Here is a 21,466-nt window from a genome sequence, read left to right as displayed (position 1 = left end):
TGTTACCACCTCATCGTTACTGCGTCAGTAATGTCGATGCTGTCGAAGTTGCGGTTCACCACGAGGATGATACCGACGCCGACGGCAACCTCTGCGGCTGCCAGCGCAGTCAGGAACAAGACGAACGTCTGGCCGGTGATGTTGCCGTAGACCAGCGAGAAGGCGACGAGGTTGATGTTCGCGGCGTTGATCATTAACTCGATAGACATCAGGAAGATGAGGGCGTTTCGGCGGACGAGCACGCCAAAGAGCCCGATACAGAAGACTGCCGCCGAGAGCAGTAGATACCAGCCGGGTGCAACGGCCATCAGTTCTCACCTCCGTCGTCGCGTTTTGCGAGCATCAACGCCCCGTCCAGCGCGGCGTCGAGCATGATTGCGATCAACACGAGCGCAACGAGGAAGTTCTCCGTCGGGAGTTCGGCCAGTCCGGGTGCTCCGATGAAGGAGTAGCCCATGTCCTCGACGATGCTCAACCCGCCATCAGGGAAGCCAGCAATCGTCGTGCCGGAGAAGTCAGTCGTGAGCACTATCGCGGCAAAAAAGACGAACAGCCCAACCGGGATGAGTCCAAGTGCGACTCGGCGGTCCACGTCGAATAGCTCCGGACGAGTTGTCATGCGCCCACCTCCGTGTCATTGCCCCCGTCCTCTCGTGTGAGCATCACGGCGAAGGTAACCAAGACGAGCACGCCGCCGATGTACACGAGAACCTGAATCACAGCCAGGAACTCGGCGCTGAGCATGACGTAGTGGATGGCAACGCTCGAGAGTGCCAGCCCGAGTAACAGCGCCGCGTGCCACACGTCGCGGACGAGAACGACACCCAGACTGCTCGCGAGTGTCAACAGCGCGAACAGTCCGAATGCGAGTTGCTCCAATACCATTACCTTGAGATGTACACGGCGTGCTTTTGAAAATTCCCCTTTTGCTTTCCAAATTGATGAGACGCCTCCCAGCTGTTACTCGGTCGACACCAACGCACGGTTGCTCTCGGTCTCGAGCGGTCGCCAACCGTGACTGCTTTGCTGGTGGACTCCTATCCTCAGGTATGCACGACTTTGTGGTGGTCGGTGCTGGCCCCGCTGGCTCGCGGTTCGCTCGCCGCGTTGCCGAGGCGGGCCAGAACGTCGTCGCCTTCGAGCAGGGCGAAATCGGCAAACCGCTTGCCTGCTCGGGCCACGTCAGCACGGACATCTGGTCGTTCGTGCCCGACGACGCCAAGTCACGACTGAAGCAGAACGAAATCTGTGGTGCCCGGTTTCACACAGCAGGCCCCGGCAGCGACTCACACCAGTTCTACAAACAGCAGCCAATCTCGAACGTTATCGACCGCGTGGAACTCGACCGCACGCTCGCGGCGGCGGCCCGTGACGCAGGCGCGGATATTCGCGAGGGACACACCGTCGTCGATATCTCTGAGCGCCGCGACCACGTCGAGGTGCGCGTTCGCGGCCCTGACGGGATGGAGACCCACCACGGTCGGATGGTTGTCGGCTGTGACGGCCCAAAATCACGAGTTCGACGCTCCGTCGGTCTTCCCGAACCCGAGGAACTGTTGCACGGCGTGCTCGGGTTTCACGACGAGCCAGACCACGAGGAATTTGTCGACGTACATCTCACTGTTCCGCGGTTTTTCGCGTGGCGCATCCCCCGCGGCGACGCGGGTGTCGAGTACGGACTCGCAACGCCACCGGACGACGACGTAACTGAGCGCTTCGAGGAGTTCGTGTCGGGCTACGACGTCGAAACGCAGCGGCGCTGTTCTGGGTTGATTCCCATCGGCCCGCCAGAGCGAACACACACTGGCCGCGTCTTCTTGCTCGGCGACGCTGCCGGCCAGAACAAGCCATTTACTGGCGGCGGGATTCTCTACGGGATGACCGCCGCCGACATCGCGGCCGATGTCGTCGACCCAACCGACCCCCAGACGCTGTCGACCTACGAGCGGGCCTGGCGCGACGAACTCGAATCTGACATCTCGCTGGGCCATCTCGTCCGCGCGGGCTACTCACTACCCGAGCAGATTCAAGAGGCTGGAATGGCGCTGTTCGAGGGCGAAATCGGCGTCCACATGGACCGGCCGAGCACACTGTTCTCGCGCGACCAGTTGCGCGCGATGCTCTCGCGGTAATCGTCGCTACTTCTGGTACTCGTCTGGCTCTCTGGCTGCCTGCACGACATCGACAGCTGCTCTGTTCGGCGCGACGTCGTGGACCCGCACGATATCGGCACCGCCCTCGGCGGCAACTGCTGTTGCCGCCACCGTCGGGTCGTACCGGTCGCCGGACTCTCGGCCCACGAGCCCGAACATCGACTTGTGTGAGTGACCGACGAGAATCGGACAGCCAAGCCCGCGAAATTCGCCGATTCTTCCCAGCAACTCGAAACTCTCAACTGCGGTTTTGCCGAAGCCAAGGCCGGGGTCGATAATGATTTGCGAGCGGTCGAGGCCAGCCTTCTCGGCCAGCAGGATGCGCTCTGTTAGCGAGTCGATGACATCCTCGACGACATCGTCGTAGTGAATCTCTGCGTCGGGGTCGACCGGCGCGTTAATCGAGTGCATTACGACCACCGGAACGTCGTACTCGGCGGCGACGAGGCGCATCTCGGGGTCTTCCAGCCCTGATACGTCGTTGAGGATATCTGCCCCAGCGTCCAGCGCTGCCCTGGCAACCGCAGCCTTCCGGGTGTCGACGGACACCATCGCGTCGAGGTCATTGATGCGCTCGACCACTGGGAGGACGCGGGCCTTCTCCTCCTCGACTGGGACCGGGTCCGCGCCGGGGCGGGTCGACTCGCCGCCAACATCGATGATGTCTGCCCCGGCAGCTATCATCTCCTCTGCGCGCTCGACGGCGTCTGTCTCTGCTTCGTACTCGCCGCCGTCGTGGAAACTATCCGGGGTGACGTTGAGGATGCCCATCACTGCGGTCCCCTTGGCCCACGGGTACTCGCCGGCCTGCCGTGCGGTACCAATTTCGAGGGTCTCCCGGAGTTCGTCGGCGAAGGGTGCGAGGCCGTACGGCTGGCCGTCGAGTTTCTCGGCGAGTCGCTTGAACTGGGCCATCGTCCCCATCAACACGACGCCGAGATTCTCGCGGTCCTGGTCGTTCAGCCCGGAAACTGAACACTCGCCACCCAGCGAGAGCATCTCTTCTTTGAGATACTGGGCCTGTCGAGGCTGGACGCGCGTCTTGAGAATTCGATGGACGGCCTTGCCGCGCATCCGCCAACTCCCGGCGTCGGTGACGTGAGCGTCCTGAAGCAACTGCTCGGCCGCCGGTATCGAATCTACCTCCTTTGGAACCTTTGCTCGTGCCCATCGCGTACGTGCCTCCGCGACGGTATAGAGCGACCCAGAGACCAGCACACAGTCGTTCTCTCCCGCCGCCGCGAGCACGTCGTTCAGCGCACCGGCGACATCTGCGCGGGTGTCGACAACCGCGTCTGTCTCCTGCTCGAACACGCGGGCAAGTACCTCCGAATCTTCCGCTCGGTCGATATCCGGTTCGCAGGCCGTGACGGTGTCGGGGTCGAACGCTCCTGCAATCCCGCGGTGGTCTTTGTCGGCCATCACACCGACCACGAGATGGAGATTGTCGTACTCGAATTCGTCCAGTGTTTCGGCAACGCACTCACAGCCATTTGGATTGTGTGCGCCGTCAAGAACGACCAGTGGCTGCTGGTCCATCACCTCGAATCGGCCGGGCCAGTGCGCGTTTCGGAGGCCGCGGGCGAGGACAGCATCGGAGAGTCCGTCGCTGCCGTCGTCGAGTTCCGCGGGTGGGTCGAGTTCGCCGACGGCCGCAGCGTCGACGATTTCCTCGGCGAGTGCTGTCGCGACGCCAGCGTTGCGGGCCTGATGCCGACCGATAAGTGGGAGTTTTGTCTCGATGCTGCGTGTTGGGCTCTCGATTGTTACCGCACCTTCCAGTCCCCTCCTGCCCTCGTAGGTAGCGGTAACGGTACTGTTCTCGTCGTCACCGACAACGAGTGTCTCGCCGACAGCGTCTTCGATGGCGGCCAGCGCGTCGCCGGAGGCACCAGTCACGAGTCGCCTGTTCGCGGGCGCAACGCCAGCAAGGTCACGAGCGATTGTCTCGACATCTTCGCCGAGAATATCGGTGTGTTCGAGCGTGACGGTCGTGACTGCGCTGCTGATTGGGTCGATTACACTGGTAGCGTCGTGGGTGCCGCCGATGCCGACTTCGAGAATCGCGACATCGACATCCTGTCGGCCGAATTCCCACAGCGCAAGTGCGGTAATCGTCTCGAAGAAGGTTGGCGCGTCGCCAACGACTGCCCGGTCAGTTACGTGGTCGCCGATACCCTCCGCGAACTCAACGAGTGACTGTTCGGCGATTTTGCGACCGTTGATTCGGACGCGTTCGCGAATATCGTCGAGATGGGGAGAGGTATATAGTCCAACGTCGAGTCCGGCCGAGCGGAGAATCGAGTCGACCATCCGAGCAGTCGAGCCCTTCCCGTTACTGCCGGCAATCTGCACGCAAGCGAGGTCGTCGTGGGGGTTTCCAAGCGCGTCGAGAAGCTCCCGGGTCGCATCTGTCCCTGGCCGGGAGCCGAAACGATGGAGATCCAGCAGATAGTTTGCCGCCTGATGAAACCTCATACCTGTGTTCATCGGTGCTGTGCTCTTGGAACTGACGGTTTCAGAGGCTCCGCTCGTCGACCGCTGGGTCGATTCCCGCGGTGGCCAGATCCTCCTGAACCCGCTCGCGTAGCGGCCCTGGAACAGTGTCTCGACCGACCGGAACGGCCGTCTCGCCCGCTTCCTCCGGGGGAACCTTCCAGTACAGAGTACACTCACTCGGCGCGTAATACTCGATGCTGTATCTATCCGAGCCACCGCTGTAGTGGACACGGGCCGCGGAGCCGTCGACGTGCCAGCCCTCCTGTGCTGCCAGCCCAGCGAGTGGGTCGCTCTCTTCGTCCCCCGTTGCTGGCTGGCCCGGCGCGTTCTCGCCAGCGTCGGTGTCGTCAGTCATATACTCGGCTTGGCGTGCCTGGGTGCTACTCGTTACGGTTTCTGTGCCCCTGACCCCGGCCGCTGGGTCACCTCTGAGAATACTGCAGCCCAGACGAGCGTGCCGGTCCCGGCGAGCGCGACGAACATCACGCCCAACCGGACTGTATTCGAATCTAACACCAGTGCTCTCTCCGGAAACAGGAATGAGAGAAACAGATACCCAACAGCCGAAACGCTGACGAGCAGGGAGAGCACTGACACCCAGAAGCGCAGGACAGCTCTCATATCTGGAGTTCGGTCGTTGGACTGTATCTGTCTTTTTGTTCTGGCTCACCAGGTCTCGATACAGCCGTCTTCGATATCCTCGACACAGCCCTCACAGTCCGGGTGGCCAGCCTCGAAACAGGCGGGTCGTGCCGACGAATCGAGTTCGACCGCGCGCTTTTCGGCGTGACGACGGCAGACAATTCGCACCTTGCCGTCCTCTGTCGGGAGGTCAGCCCGAGCAGCCAGCCGTGCCTCGCTGAAAGCCCGGCGGGCCTGCTCGTACTGCCGGCCGGCGTCCTGAAGCTTCTCGGTGAGAAACTCTGCAACCCGGTCGGAATCGGTCATACCCGCGATTGGGTTGGCGCGTTCAAATATCTGCCCCAGCCCGGCTGTTCATCAGCCTGCGAGCCGTTCGACCCGGTATGTACCGCCCGGGCCACACTGGCGCGGCACTGCTGGCCGTCACGCCGCTCGCTATTGCCGTTGGACTGGTGGGCACAGTGAGACTCTCGGTTCTCGCCTTTCTGGTCGCCGCAGCAGTCGCCTCGCTACCGGATATCGACAATTCGCTGCCCGTCGAACACCGCGGCCCGACACACACCGTCTGGTTTGTCGCTGCGCTGGCCGCCGTGGCTGGGGTTGTCGGCTGGCTTGTTGCGTCTGGGCCGTCAGCGGTCATCGTTGGACTTGTTGTCGGCGTCGCTGTTGGTCTCTCGCTGACCTCACATCTCGTGGCAGATAGCATCACGCCGATGGGCATTCGACCGTTCCTCCCGGTTTCTGACCGAGAGTTCTGTTTCAACATTACGCCGGCAAAGAATCCGCGAGCGAACAGCGTCCTGCTCACAGTGGGGCTGGGTATTGCGTCGTCCTCTCAGATACTGGTCTCTGTCTTGGCTTCCAGCTAGTTCTCCATTACGAGTTCCTCGAAGGTTTCGGGGGCGATGTTGCGGCCCGAAACCGGGATAACCACCGTACTCCCTGCAATCTCGTCGGCCATCTGCTCCATCGCGGCCAGACTCGTCGCACAGGCCCCCTCCATGACGATGCGCTCGTCGTGGAAAAGGTCCCGAACACCCTGCTTGATTGCGTCGTCGCTGACCAGTCGGAACTCAGCAAGCCGCTCGCGGAGGACGCGAGTCGTCATCGCAAATGGTACCTGTGTCGCCACACCCTCGGCGAAGGTGTCCATCCGGTCGTGTGGCTCAAGCGTGTCCTCGGCCCAGGCGCGGTACACGGCGGGTGCGTCCTCAGACTGGGCACCGATGATTTCTGCGTCAGTGACCGCACCGACGCTCAGACAGTAGCCCGCTGCGCTCGACCCGCCGCCGACCGGACAGAACAGGTACTCTAACTCCGGGAGTTCTTCGATAATTTCCAGTCCTGCGGTCCCAACGCCTGCAACGAGACGCGATTCGTTTGCGGAGTGGACGTATCGATACCCCTCCTCGGCGGCGAGTGTTTCGGCGTGCTCGCGGGCCTCGTCGAAGGTGTCGCCGTGGAACAGTACCTCCGCGCCGTATCGTTCCATGGCGTTCGTCTTGGCAGGGTTCCCGTCCTCGGGGACCACGATGGTCACCGGGATGTCGAAGGTGCGGCCGGCGTACGCGACTGACTGGCCGTGGTTGCCGGTGCTGGCGGCAATCAAGCCTTGCTCGCTGAATTCCGCACCAATCGTCGCTCCGAGCGCGATACCCCCACGCACTTTGAACGCGCCCGTTGGCAGCGTATCCTCACGCTTGAGGTAGACGTCAGCGTCGTACCGTGCCGAGAGTGATTCGCTGCGAACCAGCGGTGTCTTCGGGAGATACTGTCTGACCGTCTTCCGCGCCTGATAGATATCAGCCGTCGTGGGGGGCGTAAGGTCGTGGTACGGGAACACTGTTGTCTCGTCGGGAGACTCGACAGGCTGGTAAGACTCGCTCATACGCCCGTACTGGGGAAGCCGATACTAAAAGTGCCGGTCACCTCGATGCATTTCACTTTCACTCCGGTCACGGAACTTTTTATGTCATCGGGAACCAACTGTCGTATGTCTCCCATTGAAAACGACGCGGAGACAGTGAACGAACATGACTGAGAGCGATTTGCAGACCCACGCAACAGAGATACACGAACAGTTTTCAGACCAGCTTGACGTTTCGGTCGAGGAGATTCAGGACCGACTCGAGACGCTGGTCAACGAGTACAAAGTCCCCACGAGCGAGGCCCGACGAAGCGTCGTCAACACGTACCTCGACGAGGCAGGGATGGAACGAGATGACCTCGGCGGTGGTGGCGGGAACGACCGCGTCGATGTCAGTGACATCGACAGCCCCGAAGAGTGGGTCGACCTGACTGCAAAGGTCGTCGAACTCTGGGAGCCCAACAGTGACGCCGTTGCCCAAGTCGGCCTGCTTGGCGACGAAACTGGCACTGTGAAGTTCACCAAGTGGTCGAAATCCGACCTCTCTTCGCTCGAAGAGGGTGAGGTCTACGACCTCCGCAACGTCGTCACCGACGAGTATCAGGGCCGGTTTTCGGTCAAACTCAACCGAACGACGACCATCGAGCACCTTGACGAGGAGATAGACGTTGGCGAGGACGCCGTCGAAATCGAGGGCGCGCTCGTCGATATCCAGTCCGACTCTGGACTCATCAAGCGCTGTCCCGAGGACGATTGTACTCGCGTCCTGCAAAACGGGCGCTGTAACGAACACGGCGAGGTCGAAGGCGAGTTCGACCTGCGCATCAAGGCCGTCATCGACGACGGCAACGATGTCCACGAGGCCATTCTCGACCGCGAGCTGACCGAGGAGTTGACGGAAATCACCCTCGACGAGGCACAGGAGATGGCCATGGACGCGCTGGATACCTCCGTCGTGGCCGACGAGATGCACAAACAGATTCTCGGCCGGTACTACCGAATCACGGGGCCGACCTACGGCCGGTACGTGCTTGCCGACGAGGTGACCCGTGTCGACGGGCCAGCGGACCCGGATGCTGTGTTGATCAAAGCGAGGTCGATCTAAGATGTCGAGTGTTCCAACCCGCGAAGTCGCCCGCCGCGTCTTCGCACGCGAGTTCAACGACGCAACGTACACCTTCAAAGAGAGCGACGACGACCGCGCCCCAGTGTATGCGCTGCTCCCGACGGGCCAGCGAGCCAACCGTATCTTCATCGTTGGCACGCTGACCGAAACGCAGGATGTCGGCGAAGACTCAGAGTACTGGCAGGGCCGAATCGTCGGTCCCAACGGCGGGACCTTCTTCACCTACGCCGGTCAGTATCAGCCAGACGCGGCCTCCATGCTGCGCGAGCTCGAGGCCCCGGCCTACGTCGCCGTCGTCGGCAAACCCCGCACCTACGAAACCGACGAGGGTGAGGTCAACGTCTCTGTCCGACCCGAATCCATCACGGAAGTCGACGAGTCGACCCGCGACCGGTGGGTAATCGAGACGGCAGAGCGAACTATCGACCGCATCCAGCACTACCAGCAGGCTGAGGCCGACGAATACGTCGAAATGGCCAAAGAGGAGTACGACCTCCCGGTCGAGAACTACAAAGCGGCCGCAATCGAGGCGCTGGAGAGTCTCGAAGCCGAACAGTCCGAAGCGACCGCGGACTAACCCCACATCCCCCTCGATTGAGGGGTGTGTGAACGGCATACACATCTGTTGAGTGATACGTGTCTGACAAACGATTAAATACGAAGAGAGTCGATTGTACAGCTAGCTATGGGCAACAAAAACAAGACCATCTCCTTTCGCGTCAGCCAGGAGAAATTCGAGACCCTGCGCGGTATCGCGGAGGAGCGTGATATCTCGCTGTCTGCTGTCTTCCGGGATTACGTGGACCTGCTCGTTGCCCACGACGGCCAGGTCGAGGTCGTTCCCGAACACGAGATCAGCGAATCGACCGAAAGTTCCGACTCGGAGAGTTTCCCGCCGAAAGTCGAGGTGCCGAAAAGTTTCGTCCGCGAACACGAACGCCTCGAACTGGAAGCTGAGCACCTGCGCGAACAACTCGAAGAGCACAAACGCTACGTGACGAAACTCCGTCAGGAACTCGACGAGTACGACCAGGAAGATGTTGTCCACCTCGACGAACTCGACGGCGAGCAATCCGAAGAAGACTCGCCGTACCGTATCGGGAACGACTTCGAGGACTCGCAGTTCTAGGCCCGGTTTTTCATCTGCAGTCGTAAAACACGACGGTCGGCAGTGCCGGGACTCGTCGCTGCACAGAGTGAGTTGGCGCACGCCAAACGCAGATTGATTGACTTCTCGCTGGTAGCAGTACGTGCATAGCCGTTTCCCCCAGCATCCACCCATGACAGACCAAGCCACCGGCACCCAAACAATCCGAGATGAGGCGGATGTCAACCAACTGTTCGAGGCAATCAGAGACCCCGATTCGCGGGCAATCATTCGCGAGACTCGGTCGGAGGCTCTCACTGCCAAAGAACTCTCCGAACGCTGTGATATCGCCACATCTACTGCCTACCGGAAAATCGAGCGACTGGTCGATGTCGGGATTCTCACCGAACACGTTCGATTTACCAGCAAGACGCGACACGCACACGAGTATACCCACGATATCGATAGCATCGAACTCGATGTGACGAACACTGGCGTCTCGGTTGTCATCTCCGAGGACGTAGCCGAGCAGACGGACCTGCGACTGAGCGCCGACTAAGCCGGCGCTCTCGCTGTGGCCGACCAGAGTGGTGGTCAGAAGTTCCGCCGTCGGTGGGCTACCGTAACTCGGCGCTCGTTGCGCTTTCGACCGGCAATCCGACAGCGTTGCCCCACTCGACGAACGACCCATAATAGTAGGAGACGTTCTCGTACCCGAGCAGTTCTGTGAGGACAAACCAGACGAGCGCGGAGCGTTCACCGATACGACAGTAGACAATTGTCTCGTCGGCGTCTCCGACTTGCCCGAAGAGGTCTGCCAGTTTGTCAGTCGGCCGGAACCGTCGGTCTGCCTGGATCGTCAGACGGCAGGGCATATTTTCTGCCCCCGGAATGTGACCACCGCGCTGAACCCCTTCGTTCCAGCCCGGCGGCGCGAGAATGTCGCCGCGGAACTCCGCCGGCGCACGCACATCCAACAGACAGGTTTCGTCTTCGATTGCCTGTTCAACCTCAGTACGACGCGCCCGGACCGACTCGTCCGGTGACGGTGCGTCGTAGTCCTGTTCTGAAAACTCTGGCTGGTCGGTCGTCATCGGGAAATCGTTGTCCAGCCAGTACTTTCGGCCGCCGTCAAGCAGAAGCACGTTCTCGTGGCGGTAATACTTGAGCAGCCAGTAGGCGTGTGCCGCAAACCAGTTGAAGAAATCTCCGTACAGCACAACTGTCGTCTCACGCGTGACACCGTGGCCGCCGAGCAAGTCTCCGAAATCGTCTGGCGACAGCACGTCGAATGTCTCCGTATCACGGAGGTCAGCTTCCCAGTCGATGCGGGTGGCTCCCGGAATGTGTCCGGAAGCGTAGGCGTCTTCCTGAATGTCGACCTCGAACAGGCGATAGTCGGCGTCGTCAGACTCGAAGCGGTCCAGATTCTCGGCCAGCCACTCGGGCGAGACGAGCGGTCCGTCACCAGCGTTACTCATGAACTGCCCTCCTGTCTGGTCAGCGGAAAACTCTGCAGTTCTTCTGCACCCTCGCTCGCAAAGGATTTGGCGAGTTTTGATTCGGCGCTGCGAAGGCGATACGACAGTGTCGAGCGCGGACAGTCCAGTTCGTCCGAGAGTTCCTCAAGCGTAATCTCCCGGGGTCGCTCGTAATAGCCCCGCTTGACGGCCGCAACCAGTGCTTCGCGCTGCTCACTCGGGAGATTCTTCTGGGCGAACAGCGCTGTCCGTCGGCCCGACGCCTGACCGATATGGCCAAACGCGAACCGGATGCCTGGCTGGAGCGAAACTTGCACCGCGTCGTAAAACAACCCCACACCCTCTTCGTCATCCATCATCACAGTCCACGTCTCTCTGTCAGTTTCGCGTTCGACCTCGAACAACACGTCGGTCCCGACGTACTCAGCAGCCAGCGTCGAAATCGACTCGCACCCGCCGACATTTTTTATGTGATAGTAGAGTTCACACTCCGTGTTCGTCTGTTCGAGGAGTTCGACGTGGCTCTCTCCGGTGCAAGATTCTGCTGTGATCTGTTCGGCTGTCAACAGCCAGTCAGACTCCACACCTGCACACTGTTCGAGTCCGTCTACTGGGCCGCGAAACCGCTCGAGACGCCAGAACTCGTCAGTGTCAATGCAGCCCCCGATACTCGTCGAAGATATCTGTCCCGACTCACTCGCCAGTCGCTCCAACGGGGCGGGTGTGTCCTCGTAGACAAGGTCAAAGACAAACTCGCGCATTGCTGTCCGTACCTCTGTACTAGAGCGAGCGCAGATAAGTAATCACTTGTCGCATGCCATCCTCCCATCGAGGAGCCTTCCGTGACATGCTTGCGGTTTTGCGCTTCAGCAATCTGGAGACGGCAACTGACCACGGCGTCCCGCGAGTGTACTGACTTTCGTCTGAGCGAGCAGGAGAACTCCGAACACGGTGACGTCGGCAAGCGAAATACATTGCTGACTACATGCAGCACCTGCTCAACGAATTAGTTTAGTTGTATTGTCATATGTGGGCTGCGCGTACTCTACACCCAGCTAGTCTCCGCTGACGGTTGGTATGTCGTCGCTAAAACGTCTTCCAGACAGGTTGAAATTATCTCTCGTGTACAAAAACATTCATACAGGAAAGTACCGTGCGATTAGGTATGGATTCAGGGATGGTCTCTCGGCGGCAAGCGCTCCGCGCAGCGGGTGTGGGTACGGTCGTTGCACTTGCGGGGTGCTCTGGCGGGGATGACACCGGCAACGGGGACAACGGTGGCGATACTGGGGGAACGACAAGTCAAGCGAGCGAGGACGCCTTCACGATTGGTGTCCTTCAGGATATCACCGGTGCGAACGGACCAGAGTTCGCGCACCAGGGGTTGACCGGGTTATTGAGCGGCTTTGCGTACAAGAACAACCGAGCTAGCCCACAGCCACTGGCAGAGGAAACGCCACAGATAAACTGGACTGACGAGGGCTACGGGACCGACCCGGCAGTCCTCATGGACGACCTCAATGGCGGTGTGATCCGCTACACTGTCGACGATATCGAGGGTGCGGGCTCGGTCGAAATCGAACTGTTGATTCGCGATACAGCAAGTGACGCAGAAACGGCCGCGAGTGTGGCGACCGACCTAGTCGACCAGTGTGACCTGCTCTACGGGACCAGTAGCTCTGACGGGATTGTCCGAGTGAACAATATCGTCCTCAACCAGACAGATATCCCGATGTTCGTCGGGCAGGGGTCGACGAGTCAGCTCACCGCCGATAGCGCGCAGTGTCGGGACCAACTCTTCCGGACCACAGAAAACAATGCGATGGTCTCACGTGCGGGTGCGCTCAGTATTGTCGAGAACCCAGATATCGACAAGGTTGCACTGCTGGGCGTTGACAGCAGTTTCGGCCGGGACGTGATCGGTAATTACCGTCGGATATTCGAGACTGAAGGCAGCATCGAGTACATCGAGGAGTTCGTGCCGGTCGGACTGGTGACCGAAGGCTGGCAGGAACTCCTGCAAAGGCGGTTCGGCCCGGACGGTACCGACCAGGATACTGACGCCATCGTCATCGCTGCGACCGGACAGACGGGCACCTTCTACGCTGGGGCCTTCTTGGAGGGGGAGTACGAGCAAGAGACGTTCAGTCAGGCACCCTCGCGGCTGACATTCCGCGAGATTGGCGCGAGCGCACTCGACTCTGTTGAGGCCCAGACTGGAACCCGAGAACTTTCGCAGTTCGTCGTCGACAATCTCCTCCCCTTTGGCCCGATTGCCTGCCGGTACTTCTGGAACCAGTACGACAACGAGGTCAACGACTGGTTTACCGAGAATCACACGAGCGCCTACGGCGTCGTCCCCGACATGTTCACCGGGTCAGCCTTTGCAACTGCCTCGGCAATCATCCAGGCCTTCGAGGCAGCGGGGACGGCAAACAGCGCAGCCATTCTCGATGAGGTGCCCGGGATGGCGGTCCGAGACACGCCAAAAGGGACTGAAGAGTACGAGTTCCAGGAGTACAACAACCAGGCGCGGTCGCCGATAACAATCGCGAAGTACGCGGCACGGACCGAGCCGAAGTGGTCGGCAGCGTTGCAACCAAGCACGCCGCTCAACCGCATCGACAAGGCGCTGACGACCATTCCAGAAGATGACCCGCGGATGACCTGCGACCTCTCCTGACCGACTGCGCATAGAAAACGCTTTCACCGGCCTGTGGCAATCACACCACAATGAGCCTGGCCGAGTCCGATCACGAACTTATTGTCGATCATCTTGGTCGCGAACCCACGCCCGCGGAGGCGGCACTGTTCGAGAATCTCTGGAGTGAACACTGCGCCTACCGCTCCTCGCGACCACTGTTGAGTGCGTTCGATTCGACGGGTGAACAGGTCGTCATCGGCCCCGGAGACGACGCTGCCGTTGTCTCCCTGCCAGTCGGTGAGGATGGGTCCGAGACCTACATCACGATGGGTATCGAGAGCCACAATCACCCTTCCTACGTCGACCCGTTCGACGGCGCAGCAACGGGCGTCGGGGGCATCGTCCGCGATACGCTCTCGATGGGCGCGTATCCTATTGCGCTGGCGGACTCGCTGTACTTTGGCGACTTCGACGCCGAGCACTCTCGCTATCTTTTCGAGGGGGTCGTCGAGGGTATTAGCCACTACGGCAACTGTATCGGCGTTCCGACGGTCGCCGGCAGCGTTGCCTTCCACGACGATTACGAGGGCAACCCGCTCGTGAATGTTGCCTGCGTCGGGCTGGTTGACGACCCGGACGAACTTGTGACTGCTGAGGCCCAACAGCCCGGCAACAAACTCGTCCTCGTCGGCAACGCCACCGGACGTGACGGACTCGGCGGTGCCTCCTTCGCGAGCGAGGACCTCTCAGAAGACGCCGAAACTGAGGACCGACCTGCGGTGCAGGTTGGTGACCCGTACACGGAGAAACTGCTGATCGAGGCGAGCGAGCGACTGGTTGCGGACAATCTCGTCGAATCTGCGCGGGACCTCGGGGCTGCCGGCCTCGGCGGCGCGTCGAGTGAAATGGTTTCCAAGGGCGGCCTCGGTGCTGATATCGCACTCGAAGCGGTCCACCAGCGCGAGCCGAACATGACCGCACTGGAGATTCTCCTCTCAGAATCACAGGAACGGATGTGCTACGAGGTCACGCCGGAGAACGTCGACGCCGTCAAAGCAATTGCCGAACGCTACGACCTCGGCGCGTCGGTCATCGGTGAGGTCACCGACGGCACCTACCGCTGTACCTTCGAGGGCGAAACGGTCGTCGATGTAGACGCACACTTCCTCGGCGAGGGCGCACCGATGAACGACCTGCCGACCGAACCGCGACCGGAACCGACCACTGACCGCCCGGACGTCTCCGTCGAGGACGCACTGGAGGGCGTGCTCTCCAGTCCGAACACCGCCTCGAAACGCTGGGTCTACCGGCAGTACGACCACGAGGTGCAGGTCCGCAGCGCCGTCCGCCCCGGCGACGACGCGGCCGTCCTCTCGGTCCGGGAGGCAGACATCGGGCTGGCAATCAGTTCCGGTGCCGACCCCAACTGGACCGACACCGACGCCTACGAGGGTGCGCGGGCAACAGCACTCGAAAATGCGACGAACCTCGCTGCCAAGGGAGCACTCCCCCACGCGGCGGTGGACTGTCTCAACGGCGGCAACCCCGAGAAGCCAGACGTTTACGGCGGCTTCTCTGACGTTGTCGACGGACTCGCAGACATGTGCAAGACACTCGACGTGCCGGTTGTCGGTGGGAACGTCTCGCTGTACAACGACTCCCCGACAGGTCCTATCCCGCCGACGCCGACGCTGGCTGTCGTCGGGACGAAAGACGACGCCGAGGCGCCGCCGCTGTCGCTGTCGGGCGACGGCACGATTCTCGCTGTTGGCGACCACGTGCTTGCCGGTGACCGCGACGCTCATCTCGGTGGGTCGGAGTATCTCGCGCAATTCGGTGGCTCCGACGTCTTCCCGTCAGTCCCGAGTGACCCGAGTGACCTCATCGAGACAGTTGCCAGCGTCGCGGACCAAGAGACCACACTGGCAACCCACGACGTGAGCCACGGCGGACTCGCGGTTTCGCTGGCCGAGATGGTCACGACAGACGCTGGCGCGACTATCGATATCGACGCGGGACTGGCTGCGCTGTTCGACGAACAGCCCGGTCGCCTCCTCGTCGAGACAACCGACCCCGAAAGTGTCCGCGCCGCGTTCGACGGGGTCGCGCCGGTGACCGAGGTTGGCACTGCTGATGATTCCGGTACGCTCTCGCTGTCGGTCGCCGGAGAGACGACGGACCTCGACGCGGAGACGATTCGGGAGTACCGCTCGGTTATCGAAGAGACGCTGGAGTAAGAATCGGGGCCGCTCGGCAGCGTGACCCGCGGATTTATATACGCTGGCGGGAACATCCCGAGCATGGAGATACCGGATCGGATCACGCAGGCTGCGGACGGGGAGACGATCCAGTCGGCCGTCAGCCTCGGTGATGAAGACATTATCTGTTTCACTGCGTCGCGCACGTTCGTGTACCGCGCCGAGGGGCTGTTGAGCGACGAGAAAGTCGAGACCTACAGCCACGACATCGAGCGGTTGAACGTCTCGGAAGGGCGGCGCAAGACGACCTTTGCGCTGGAGTACGTCGACGGCGTCCAGAAGTTCAAGGTGGCGAGCAACCGCACTGGCCAGGTACTCTCCCGCCTGCTCGCGGGCGTGCTCGGCGCGGCGGGAGTTATCGACGGCGAGGAGTCTGTCGCCGGCGTCTTCTCGTTCAGTGAACTCACGCTGATCGTGACCGACGCACGACTCGTCAAACATGTCGGCGCGTACGTCTGGGACCCAGACTTCGAGGAGTACGCTTTCGAGGAGGTGACGGGTCTGGATTTCGAGGAGGGAAGTGTCGCAACACAGGTTGTCATCTCCGTCGGTGGCCGTCCACAGCGGATCAAAGCGCCGAGCGACGAGGCCCGTCGACTCCAACAGACACTGGAAAACAGTCTCTTTGCGTACTACGAGGTCGACTCACTGGACGCCCTGAACGAGAAGATTGGACAGGACGACGAGCCACCGTCAGACTCGTCTGGAACTGGTGGGCTCGGTCTCGACGAAAATATCTCGCCGCTAGTGGGTGACGACGACGCACAACCAGACACAGAGCCAACGGCATCGACAGACGACGAGAGTACCGATGACTCGGGGGAAGCGGACTCTGGCGAGAGTGTCACTGCCGTTACCCGAGAGCCAGCAGCGGAGCCAACTGAGGACACTGCTCCCTCCACAACTGCCAGCGGCGAAGAACTCGAACAGCTTCGTGAGCAGATGGTAATGCTCACCGAGGCTGTCGAGACACAACAGGAGCAACTCGAACAGCAAAGCGAGCAGATCAAGACCCAGCGCGAAACCATCCAGCAGTTGATCGAGGAGCTCCGCCGCCAGACCTGACTCACTCCCGGCCGGTGACCTTCCTGATACACGACGAGCCAAATGGGCCGTGTTCCCCAGCCTTGAAATTGATAAAGTAGCCCGTCGAGATGCTCGACCCACAGCGTTTGCACTCGAACTCGCCCTCGCGTTCGATTACGTCGGCCTCGAAGCGGAGAAACGACCCTGAATTCGTCTGAATCACGCCATCTTCACGGTCGATGACGCCGCGCATCTCTGCAGTATCGAGAATTTCTCTGGTGATGGCCGGGTCGCTGGTGACCGTTTCGATGCGATCGATTGCCTCCGCCAGCGGAAGCTGTTTGTCTTCCGTGTATTCGAGCAGTTCGACGCCGAGTTCGACTGTCTCTCGGACTGGGTCCGACGGTGGGTCCCGCGTCACGGTCAGACAGACGGCCCGGGACCACAAAGTGTTTGATGCCGTAGGACCGCCTTCCGATGATGCGCGCTGCGACCAGACGCCAACTTGTCGGCATGGCTGGCTTGCTCAGCCTCGCCGGCCTCGCGGCGGTGCTGTTCTCTCCGGCCGCGGTGCTGGCGGGCCTGGAGCGACTCGCTGCTCGGCCGGCCGTCTTCGCGCTGGCGCTGGTTGCGCTGTACCTGATTCGCCCGTTTTTGCTGTGGCCGGTCACCTCTGTTGCCGTCTTGCTTGGCTATCTCTACGGCCCGGCGGTCGGCTTTGTGCTTGCAATTCTCGGGGCTGCGTTGACAGCGTTGCCGCCGTACTTGCTCGGGCGGTACGCGAGCGACGACATCGGCCTGTTCGGCTACGTCAGCGATACGGGCGAACAGTTCTTCGAGACGACGGGCGACGTTCGTGGGGTGGTCGCCGCCCGCTTCTCGCCGGTCCCCGGGGACCCAATCTCCTACGCTGCGGGGCTATGTCACGTCTCGCCAGTGCCGTTTCTCACAGGGACGATGATTGGAGAAGTGCCGTGGGCTGTTGTCGCCGTCTTTGCCGGTGCTTCGATGCGCACGCTACGTCTCTCGTCGTTCACTGTTGGCCCGATGTTGATTGTCGCGTTAGCGGGTCTGGCCACACTCTTACTCGCTGGACCGACCTATCGCCGACTACGCTCGCACGGGTCGGCTGACAGTCAGTAGGACGCCTCCGAACGGTCTTTCAGTAAAAGGTATCCGAGCAGTCGTAGACAACTCCGTGCTGCGGGCAGACGTATTTGCAGTGACGGCGGTACATCGGCTCACCGCAACTCGGACACGGTCGGCCGCCGTCGTTGCTCATTATTTGGCTCCGTAGTGTCCTCAACGGGAACGGCCTGCTGTCAGTTCAGCACTCGGACCAGCCACAGGACTCGCAGGTCTTGCAGCCTTCAGAGTAGTACAGCGAGAGCGCGCCACAGTCTGGGCACTCGGGACTCTCGCCGGCGTCGATGATCGATTGCTGGTCCGTCTCGGCGTCCGTCTGGCCTTCAGCCGCGACGGCACCGCCGTCAGTTTCCGGTTCGGTCTCGATGGTCGCGGGTTCAGACCCGGCAGCCTCGCCGTCGGCTTCCTCCGCAGTTTCTTCGAGCGTCTGCTGCTGCGGGTACGCGCGCTCGACGTCGCCGTCGAGATAGCGCTGCATCGCCGTGCCAATCGCGTCAGGGATGGACTGAATCTGTTCGCCCTTGTCCCAGGCGACTTTCGGCGAGCGAATCCCCTGCAGTTCGTCGGCAATCTCGCGGGGGTCGACGCCAGACCGCAGCGCCGTCGAGATCGTCTTCGCGAGCGACTCCGTGAATGACGCAGTGAACCCGCCAGAGTTGCCGATGTTCGCGAACAGCTCGAACGGTCGGTCCGCTTTGGGGTCTTCGTTGATGTTCACGTACAGTTTGCCGTAGCCGGTGTCGATGCGCTGGGTAATCCCGTGCAGCACGTCCGGTCGGCTCTGCTTCTCGGCGTAGGCCTGCTCGTTGTCAGCTGCCGCGAGCATCTCTTCGACCTGCTGGTCCAGTGCAGCCTGCACCTCTTCGTGCTCGAGGAAGCCGTCGATACCACCGAAGACCTCTTCGATCTGCTCGATGAGTTCGCCCTCGTCCATGTCGGCGAACTCGGTGTTCTGGGCGCGGGTCGTCAGCACCTGTTTCGAGCGGGTGCCGTCACGGTAGTAGGTGACACCTTTCCCGCCGTGGTCGTAGATATACTGGAAGACTTCCTTGGCGTCCTCGAGCGTGGAGTCGTTGGGCGCGTTGACCGTCTTCGAGATAGCAGAGTCGACACCCTGCTGGCAGGCGGTCTGGACGCCAGCGTGCTCTTTGGCGGAGAGGTCACCGGTCGTGACGAACAGCTCACCGATAGCGTCAGGAACTGTCGTCAGGCCGTCGACGCCGTCGAACTCGTTGTTGGCCATCTGGTCCTGCGCTTCCTGCTTGACGGCCTCGACGTCGATGTCGTTGTCCTCTAGCGTTCGGAGGAAGTAGTCGTCGAACTCGACGAGCATCTCGTCGCCCTGCACGTCGTCAGAGACGTTCTTGTAGTAGGCGACGTTGTAGATTGGCTCACAGCCACCGGTGGTGTTGCCGACCATCGAGGTCGTTCCGGTTGGCGCGATGGTCGTCGTGTTGTGGTTACGGATCGGGAAGCCATCCTCGTACTCGTCAGCGTCGAGTCCGGTGTGGTGCTCGAACCACTCGCGGTACTCGGTCGGGTTGGCGTACTTCGATTTGTCCCACTCGCCGAAGGTCCCACGTTCCGTCGCGAGTTCGTGGCTTGCGCGTTTGGACTCGTGGTTGATGTGGGTCATCAGCTGGCGCGCCGTCTCGTTGGCGGCGTCGCTGCCGTACTCCATGCCGAGCTGGACGTACAGCTGTGCAAGTCCCATGATGCCCAGGCCAATCTTGCGCATCTCGCGGACTGTCTCCTCGATCTCGTCGACCGGGAAGTCCGACATCGTGACGACGTTCTCGAGGAAGCGTGTGCCGAGCGCAATTCGGTCGTCGAAGCTCTCCCAGTCGATTGACTCTTCGAGGAAGGCTGAAAGCGCTTCCTCCTCGGTGGCGTACTCGTCTGCGTGTTCGTCCGCCCAGACGCGCCAGTCGGGCGCGTCCTGTGCGGCCAGCGTCGAGAGGTTGATGTGGCCGAGGTTACAGGCTTCGTACTCCTCCAACGGTTGCTCTCCGCAGGGATTTGTCGCCAGAATCTCGTGGTCTGGGTGCTCCTCCACGTCGAAGGAGTGTTTCTTGTTGATCCGTTCGAGGTAGACAACGCCAGGTTCGCCGTTCTCGTGGGCACCCTGAACGATGTCGTCCCAGATTTCGCGGGCGGGAACCGAGAGCACTTCGCCGGCTTCGACGTACTCGCCGAGACCGAACATATCGTACAGCTCCTTGGTCTCCGCAGTGGCGATGTGTGGTTCGTCAGTCCGCGGGTTGGTGAACGTGAACTCCTCGTCGTTTTTGACGGCATCCATGAAGTCGTCGGTGATGCCGACCGAGATGTTGAAATTCGAGAGGTGACCCTCGACTGCGTTCCGCAGGTGCTCTGGAACACGACCATCGTCGTCGATGAGTTCGCGGGCCTCGTCCAGCGCGTCTGCGAAGGAGGTGTGCGTGAAGTCGTCGGGGTCGTTCAGTCGCAGCGTGTTCGCCAGTGAGACGTCCTTGTTCTTGGCGTGGATGAACTGAATGGCGTCTGGGTGTGAAACGCGCATGACGCCCATCTGGGCACCACGCCGGGCTCCGCCCTGTGCGATGGTTTCACACATCTGGTCGTACGTGCGCATAAACGTGATTGGTCCGGAGGCGATGCCGCCAGTCGAACCGACTGGGTCGCCGTATGGCCGGAGTTTCCAGAAGGCATAGCCCATGCCGCCACCGCTCTGGAAGACCTGCGCGGCCTCCTTTGCCGTCTGGTGAATGTCGTCGATGTCGTCGCCGGGCGAGTCGACGAAACAGGCGCTGAGCTGCTGGAGTTCGTCGCCAGCGTTCATCAGCGTCGGCGAATTCGGCATGAAGCCGAGCCGTTCCATCTGCTCTTGAAACTCTGCTGCGGTCTCCTCGACGTGCTCGCGCACACCGTCGGGGAGTTCCGGAACGATAGTGTCGTAGGCGAATTTGTTGACGTTGTATTCGTTCAGGACGGTTTCAACGTCGTCGTCGGCAGTCGTTCCCTTGCCGAAGACTTCCTCGGCGAGTTCGTCTCGTCGTGGGTGCTCTGGTTTGAGCTGGTCGGGCGTGACCGTGATGTCGACATCTTGGTTGTCGGCCTCGTAGACTGCTTCGGCCAGCGCGATGTTTTTCCCCACGCGCTCGAACAGGTCTTCCTGCTGTTCGGCAACCTCCCCCTCTGCGTCTTTCTTGAGGTAGCGTGCCGGCAGAATGTTGTGGTATGCGTTCGCCGTCAGGCGGTCTTCGAGCGTGTCTCCTTCGACTCGTTTGATCGGTAGCGTAAGATCGTCAGCCGCGAGTTCCTTACTCATTGGCTCCCACCTCGTACCCCTGTTTTTGCTGCGATGCGCCGTCGTGAACTGGCTCCCATTACTATCATTTCTGACGGAACTTTTGTTCGGCTTGGACCCAAATATAGGTTTGGTCTCTGGGTTCCTTTAGGTTGTTTTATGTGTCATAATCTGGGTAGAAACGCCACAAACGCGCCGCTACCCAGTCAACGCGACTCATTTCTACGAAGTGGGTGTGCCCTCTTAAT

General features: G+C 61.1%; 23 protein-coding genes. 10 read left to right on the top strand and 13 right to left on the bottom strand.

Features of this window, described 5'->3' with window-relative positions:
• Positions 1-2 precede the first annotated feature (2 nt).
• Genes nuoK through ACMGFM_RS05015 form a run of 3 tightly spaced genes read right to left on the bottom strand, consistent with a single transcriptional unit; the run spans position 3 to position 885 of the window.
• Positions 3-308 carry an NADH-quinone oxidoreductase subunit NuoK gene (gene nuoK, locus ACMGFM_RS05025; protein ID WP_436901349.1) on the bottom strand — a complete coding sequence of 102 codons (306 nt, stop codon included), beginning with the start codon at positions 306-308 and terminating at the stop codon, positions 3-5.
• Positions 308-619: a hypothetical protein gene (locus ACMGFM_RS05020; RefSeq protein WP_436901348.1), complete on the bottom strand. Its 312-nt coding sequence runs from the start codon at positions 617-619 to the stop codon at positions 308-310. Before ACMGFM_RS05020 ends, nuoK begins: the two co-directional genes overlap by 1 nt.
• Positions 616-885 carry an NADH-quinone oxidoreductase subunit J gene (locus tag ACMGFM_RS05015; RefSeq protein WP_436901347.1) on the bottom strand — a complete coding sequence of 90 codons (270 nt, stop codon included), beginning with the start codon at positions 883-885 and terminating at the stop codon, positions 616-618. Before ACMGFM_RS05015 ends, ACMGFM_RS05020 begins: the two co-directional genes overlap by 4 nt.
• Before the next feature lie 164 nt (positions 886-1,049).
• Here ACMGFM_RS05015 and ACMGFM_RS05010 point away from each other — a divergent pair, with 164 nt between their 5' ends.
• The gene (locus tag ACMGFM_RS05010; RefSeq protein ID WP_436901346.1) at positions 1,050-2,132 is read left to right on the top strand and encodes a geranylgeranyl reductase family protein; all 1,083 of its coding nucleotides are present in this window, start codon (positions 1,050-1,052) and stop codon (positions 2,130-2,132) included.
• 6 nt (positions 2,133-2,138) lie between these two features.
• Here ACMGFM_RS05010 and folP read toward each other — a convergent pair whose 3' ends face one another.
• From folP to ACMGFM_RS04990, 4 genes are read right to left on the bottom strand one after another with little or no spacing between them, the layout of a single operon-like run.
• Positions 2,139-4,631: a dihydropteroate synthase gene (gene folP / locus ACMGFM_RS05005; protein ID WP_436901345.1), complete on the bottom strand. Its 2,493-nt coding sequence runs from the start codon at positions 4,629-4,631 to the stop codon at positions 2,139-2,141.
• Positions 4,632-4,671: 40 nt separating this feature from the next.
• Positions 4,672-5,007, bottom strand: coding sequence for a DUF7538 family protein (locus ACMGFM_RS05000; RefSeq protein WP_436901344.1), 336 nt, complete (start codon positions 5,005-5,007; stop codon positions 4,672-4,674).
• A 32-nt stretch (positions 5,008-5,039) separates the two neighbouring features.
• On the bottom strand, positions 5,040-5,273 hold the full coding sequence (locus ACMGFM_RS04995; RefSeq protein WP_436901343.1) for a hypothetical protein: 234 nt from the start codon (positions 5,271-5,273) through the stop codon (positions 5,040-5,042).
• Between the two features lie 45 nt (positions 5,274-5,318).
• Positions 5,319-5,600 carry a DUF7091 family protein gene (locus ACMGFM_RS04990; RefSeq protein ID WP_436901342.1) on the bottom strand — a complete coding sequence of 94 codons (282 nt, stop codon included), beginning with the start codon at positions 5,598-5,600 and terminating at the stop codon, positions 5,319-5,321.
• 77 nt (positions 5,601-5,677) lie between these two features.
• Between ACMGFM_RS04990 and ACMGFM_RS04985 the strand changes: the two genes are divergently transcribed.
• A complete protein-coding gene (locus ACMGFM_RS04985; protein ID WP_436901341.1) occupies positions 5,678-6,163 on the top strand; it encodes a metal-dependent hydrolase in 486 nt (161 codons plus the stop codon).
• Here ACMGFM_RS04985 and ACMGFM_RS04980 read toward each other — a convergent pair.
• A complete protein-coding gene (locus ACMGFM_RS04980; RefSeq protein ID WP_436901340.1) occupies positions 6,160-7,182 on the bottom strand; it encodes a threonine ammonia-lyase in 1,023 nt (340 codons plus the stop codon). The two genes, ACMGFM_RS04985 and ACMGFM_RS04980, sit on opposite strands and share 4 nt — an antisense overlap.
• 145 nt (positions 7,183-7,327) lie before the next feature.
• On the opposite strand from ACMGFM_RS04980, the gene ACMGFM_RS04975 reads away from it, so the two are divergent.
• The 4 genes from ACMGFM_RS04975 (at position 7,328) to ACMGFM_RS04960 (ending at position 9,933) form a co-directional block, all read left to right on the top strand.
• Positions 7,328-8,266: a replication factor A gene (locus ACMGFM_RS04975; RefSeq protein ID WP_436901339.1), complete on the top strand. Its 939-nt coding sequence runs from the start codon at positions 7,328-7,330 to the stop codon at positions 8,264-8,266.
• Between the two features lies 1 nt (position 8,267).
• Positions 8,268-8,864: an RPA family protein gene (locus ACMGFM_RS04970; protein WP_436901338.1), complete on the top strand. Its 597-nt coding sequence runs from the start codon at positions 8,268-8,270 to the stop codon at positions 8,862-8,864.
• Between the two features lie 108 nt (positions 8,865-8,972).
• The gene (locus tag ACMGFM_RS04965) at positions 8,973-9,416 is read left to right on the top strand and encodes a DUF8146 domain-containing protein (RefSeq protein WP_436901337.1); all 444 of its coding nucleotides are present in this window, start codon (positions 8,973-8,975) and stop codon (positions 9,414-9,416) included.
• A 151-nt stretch (positions 9,417-9,567) separates the two neighbouring features.
• Positions 9,568-9,933, top strand: a complete 366-nt coding sequence (locus ACMGFM_RS04960) for a helix-turn-helix domain-containing protein (protein ID WP_436901336.1) — start codon at positions 9,568-9,570, stop codon at positions 9,931-9,933.
• A 58-nt stretch (positions 9,934-9,991) separates the two neighbouring features.
• Here ACMGFM_RS04960 and ACMGFM_RS04955 read toward each other — a convergent pair whose 3' ends face one another.
• Together ACMGFM_RS04955 and ACMGFM_RS04950 are read right to left on the bottom strand one after the other, a co-directional pair.
• Complete coding sequence (locus tag ACMGFM_RS04955; RefSeq protein ID WP_436901335.1) at positions 9,992-10,855, bottom strand: sulfurtransferase; 864 nt, start codon at positions 10,853-10,855, stop codon at positions 9,992-9,994.
• Positions 10,852-11,616, bottom strand: a complete 765-nt coding sequence (locus ACMGFM_RS04950; RefSeq protein ID WP_436901334.1) for a helix-turn-helix domain-containing protein — start codon at positions 11,614-11,616, stop codon at positions 10,852-10,854. The genes ACMGFM_RS04955 and ACMGFM_RS04950 overlap by 4 nt, the downstream gene beginning before the upstream one ends.
• 404 nt (positions 11,617-12,020) lie before the next feature.
• Between ACMGFM_RS04950 and ACMGFM_RS04945 the strand changes: the two genes are divergently transcribed.
• From ACMGFM_RS04945 to ACMGFM_RS04935, 3 genes are all read left to right on the top strand, one after another.
• Positions 12,021-13,538 (top strand): ABC transporter substrate-binding protein, encoded by a 1,518-nt coding sequence (locus tag ACMGFM_RS04945; protein ID WP_436901333.1) that lies wholly within the window; start codon positions 12,021-12,023, stop codon positions 13,536-13,538.
• 50 nt (positions 13,539-13,588) lie between these two features.
• Complete coding sequence (gene purL, locus ACMGFM_RS04940; protein ID WP_436901332.1) at positions 13,589-15,736, top strand: phosphoribosylformylglycinamidine synthase subunit PurL; 2,148 nt, start codon at positions 13,589-13,591, stop codon at positions 15,734-15,736.
• 63 nt (positions 15,737-15,799) lie between these two features.
• Complete coding sequence (locus tag ACMGFM_RS04935) at positions 15,800-16,822, top strand: DUF7115 domain-containing protein (protein ID WP_436901331.1); 1,023 nt, start codon at positions 15,800-15,802, stop codon at positions 16,820-16,822.
• Position 16,823: 1 nt separating this feature from the next.
• Here ACMGFM_RS04935 and ACMGFM_RS04930 read toward each other — a convergent pair whose 3' ends face one another.
• Positions 16,824-17,204, bottom strand: a complete 381-nt coding sequence (locus ACMGFM_RS04930; RefSeq protein ID WP_436901330.1) for a DUF5830 family protein — start codon at positions 17,202-17,204, stop codon at positions 16,824-16,826.
• 59 nt (positions 17,205-17,263) lie between these two features.
• Between ACMGFM_RS04930 and ACMGFM_RS04925 the strand changes: the two genes are divergently transcribed.
• Positions 17,264-17,926, top strand: coding sequence for a TVP38/TMEM64 family protein (locus tag ACMGFM_RS04925; RefSeq protein WP_436901329.1), 663 nt, complete (start codon positions 17,264-17,266; stop codon positions 17,924-17,926).
• A gap of 19 nt (positions 17,927-17,945) precedes the next feature.
• Here ACMGFM_RS04925 and ACMGFM_RS04920 read toward each other — a convergent pair whose 3' ends face one another.
• Positions 17,946-18,065, bottom strand: coding sequence for an HVO_2523 family zinc finger protein (locus tag ACMGFM_RS04920; protein ID WP_436901328.1), 120 nt, complete (start codon positions 18,063-18,065; stop codon positions 17,946-17,948).
• Between the two features lie 45 nt (positions 18,066-18,110).
• Positions 18,111-21,239: an adenosylcobalamin-dependent ribonucleoside-diphosphate reductase gene (locus ACMGFM_RS04915; protein ID WP_436901327.1), complete on the bottom strand. Its 3,129-nt coding sequence runs from the start codon at positions 21,237-21,239 to the stop codon at positions 18,111-18,113.
• Positions 21,240-21,466: the final 227 nt, after the last annotated feature.

It is taken from the genome of Halovenus halobia, from assembly GCF_051414135.1.
GTDB classification, from domain to species: domain Archaea; phylum Halobacteriota; class Halobacteria; order Halobacteriales; family Haloarculaceae; genus Halovenus; species Halovenus halobia.
This window is presented reverse-complemented; position numbering and strand designations above follow the sequence as displayed.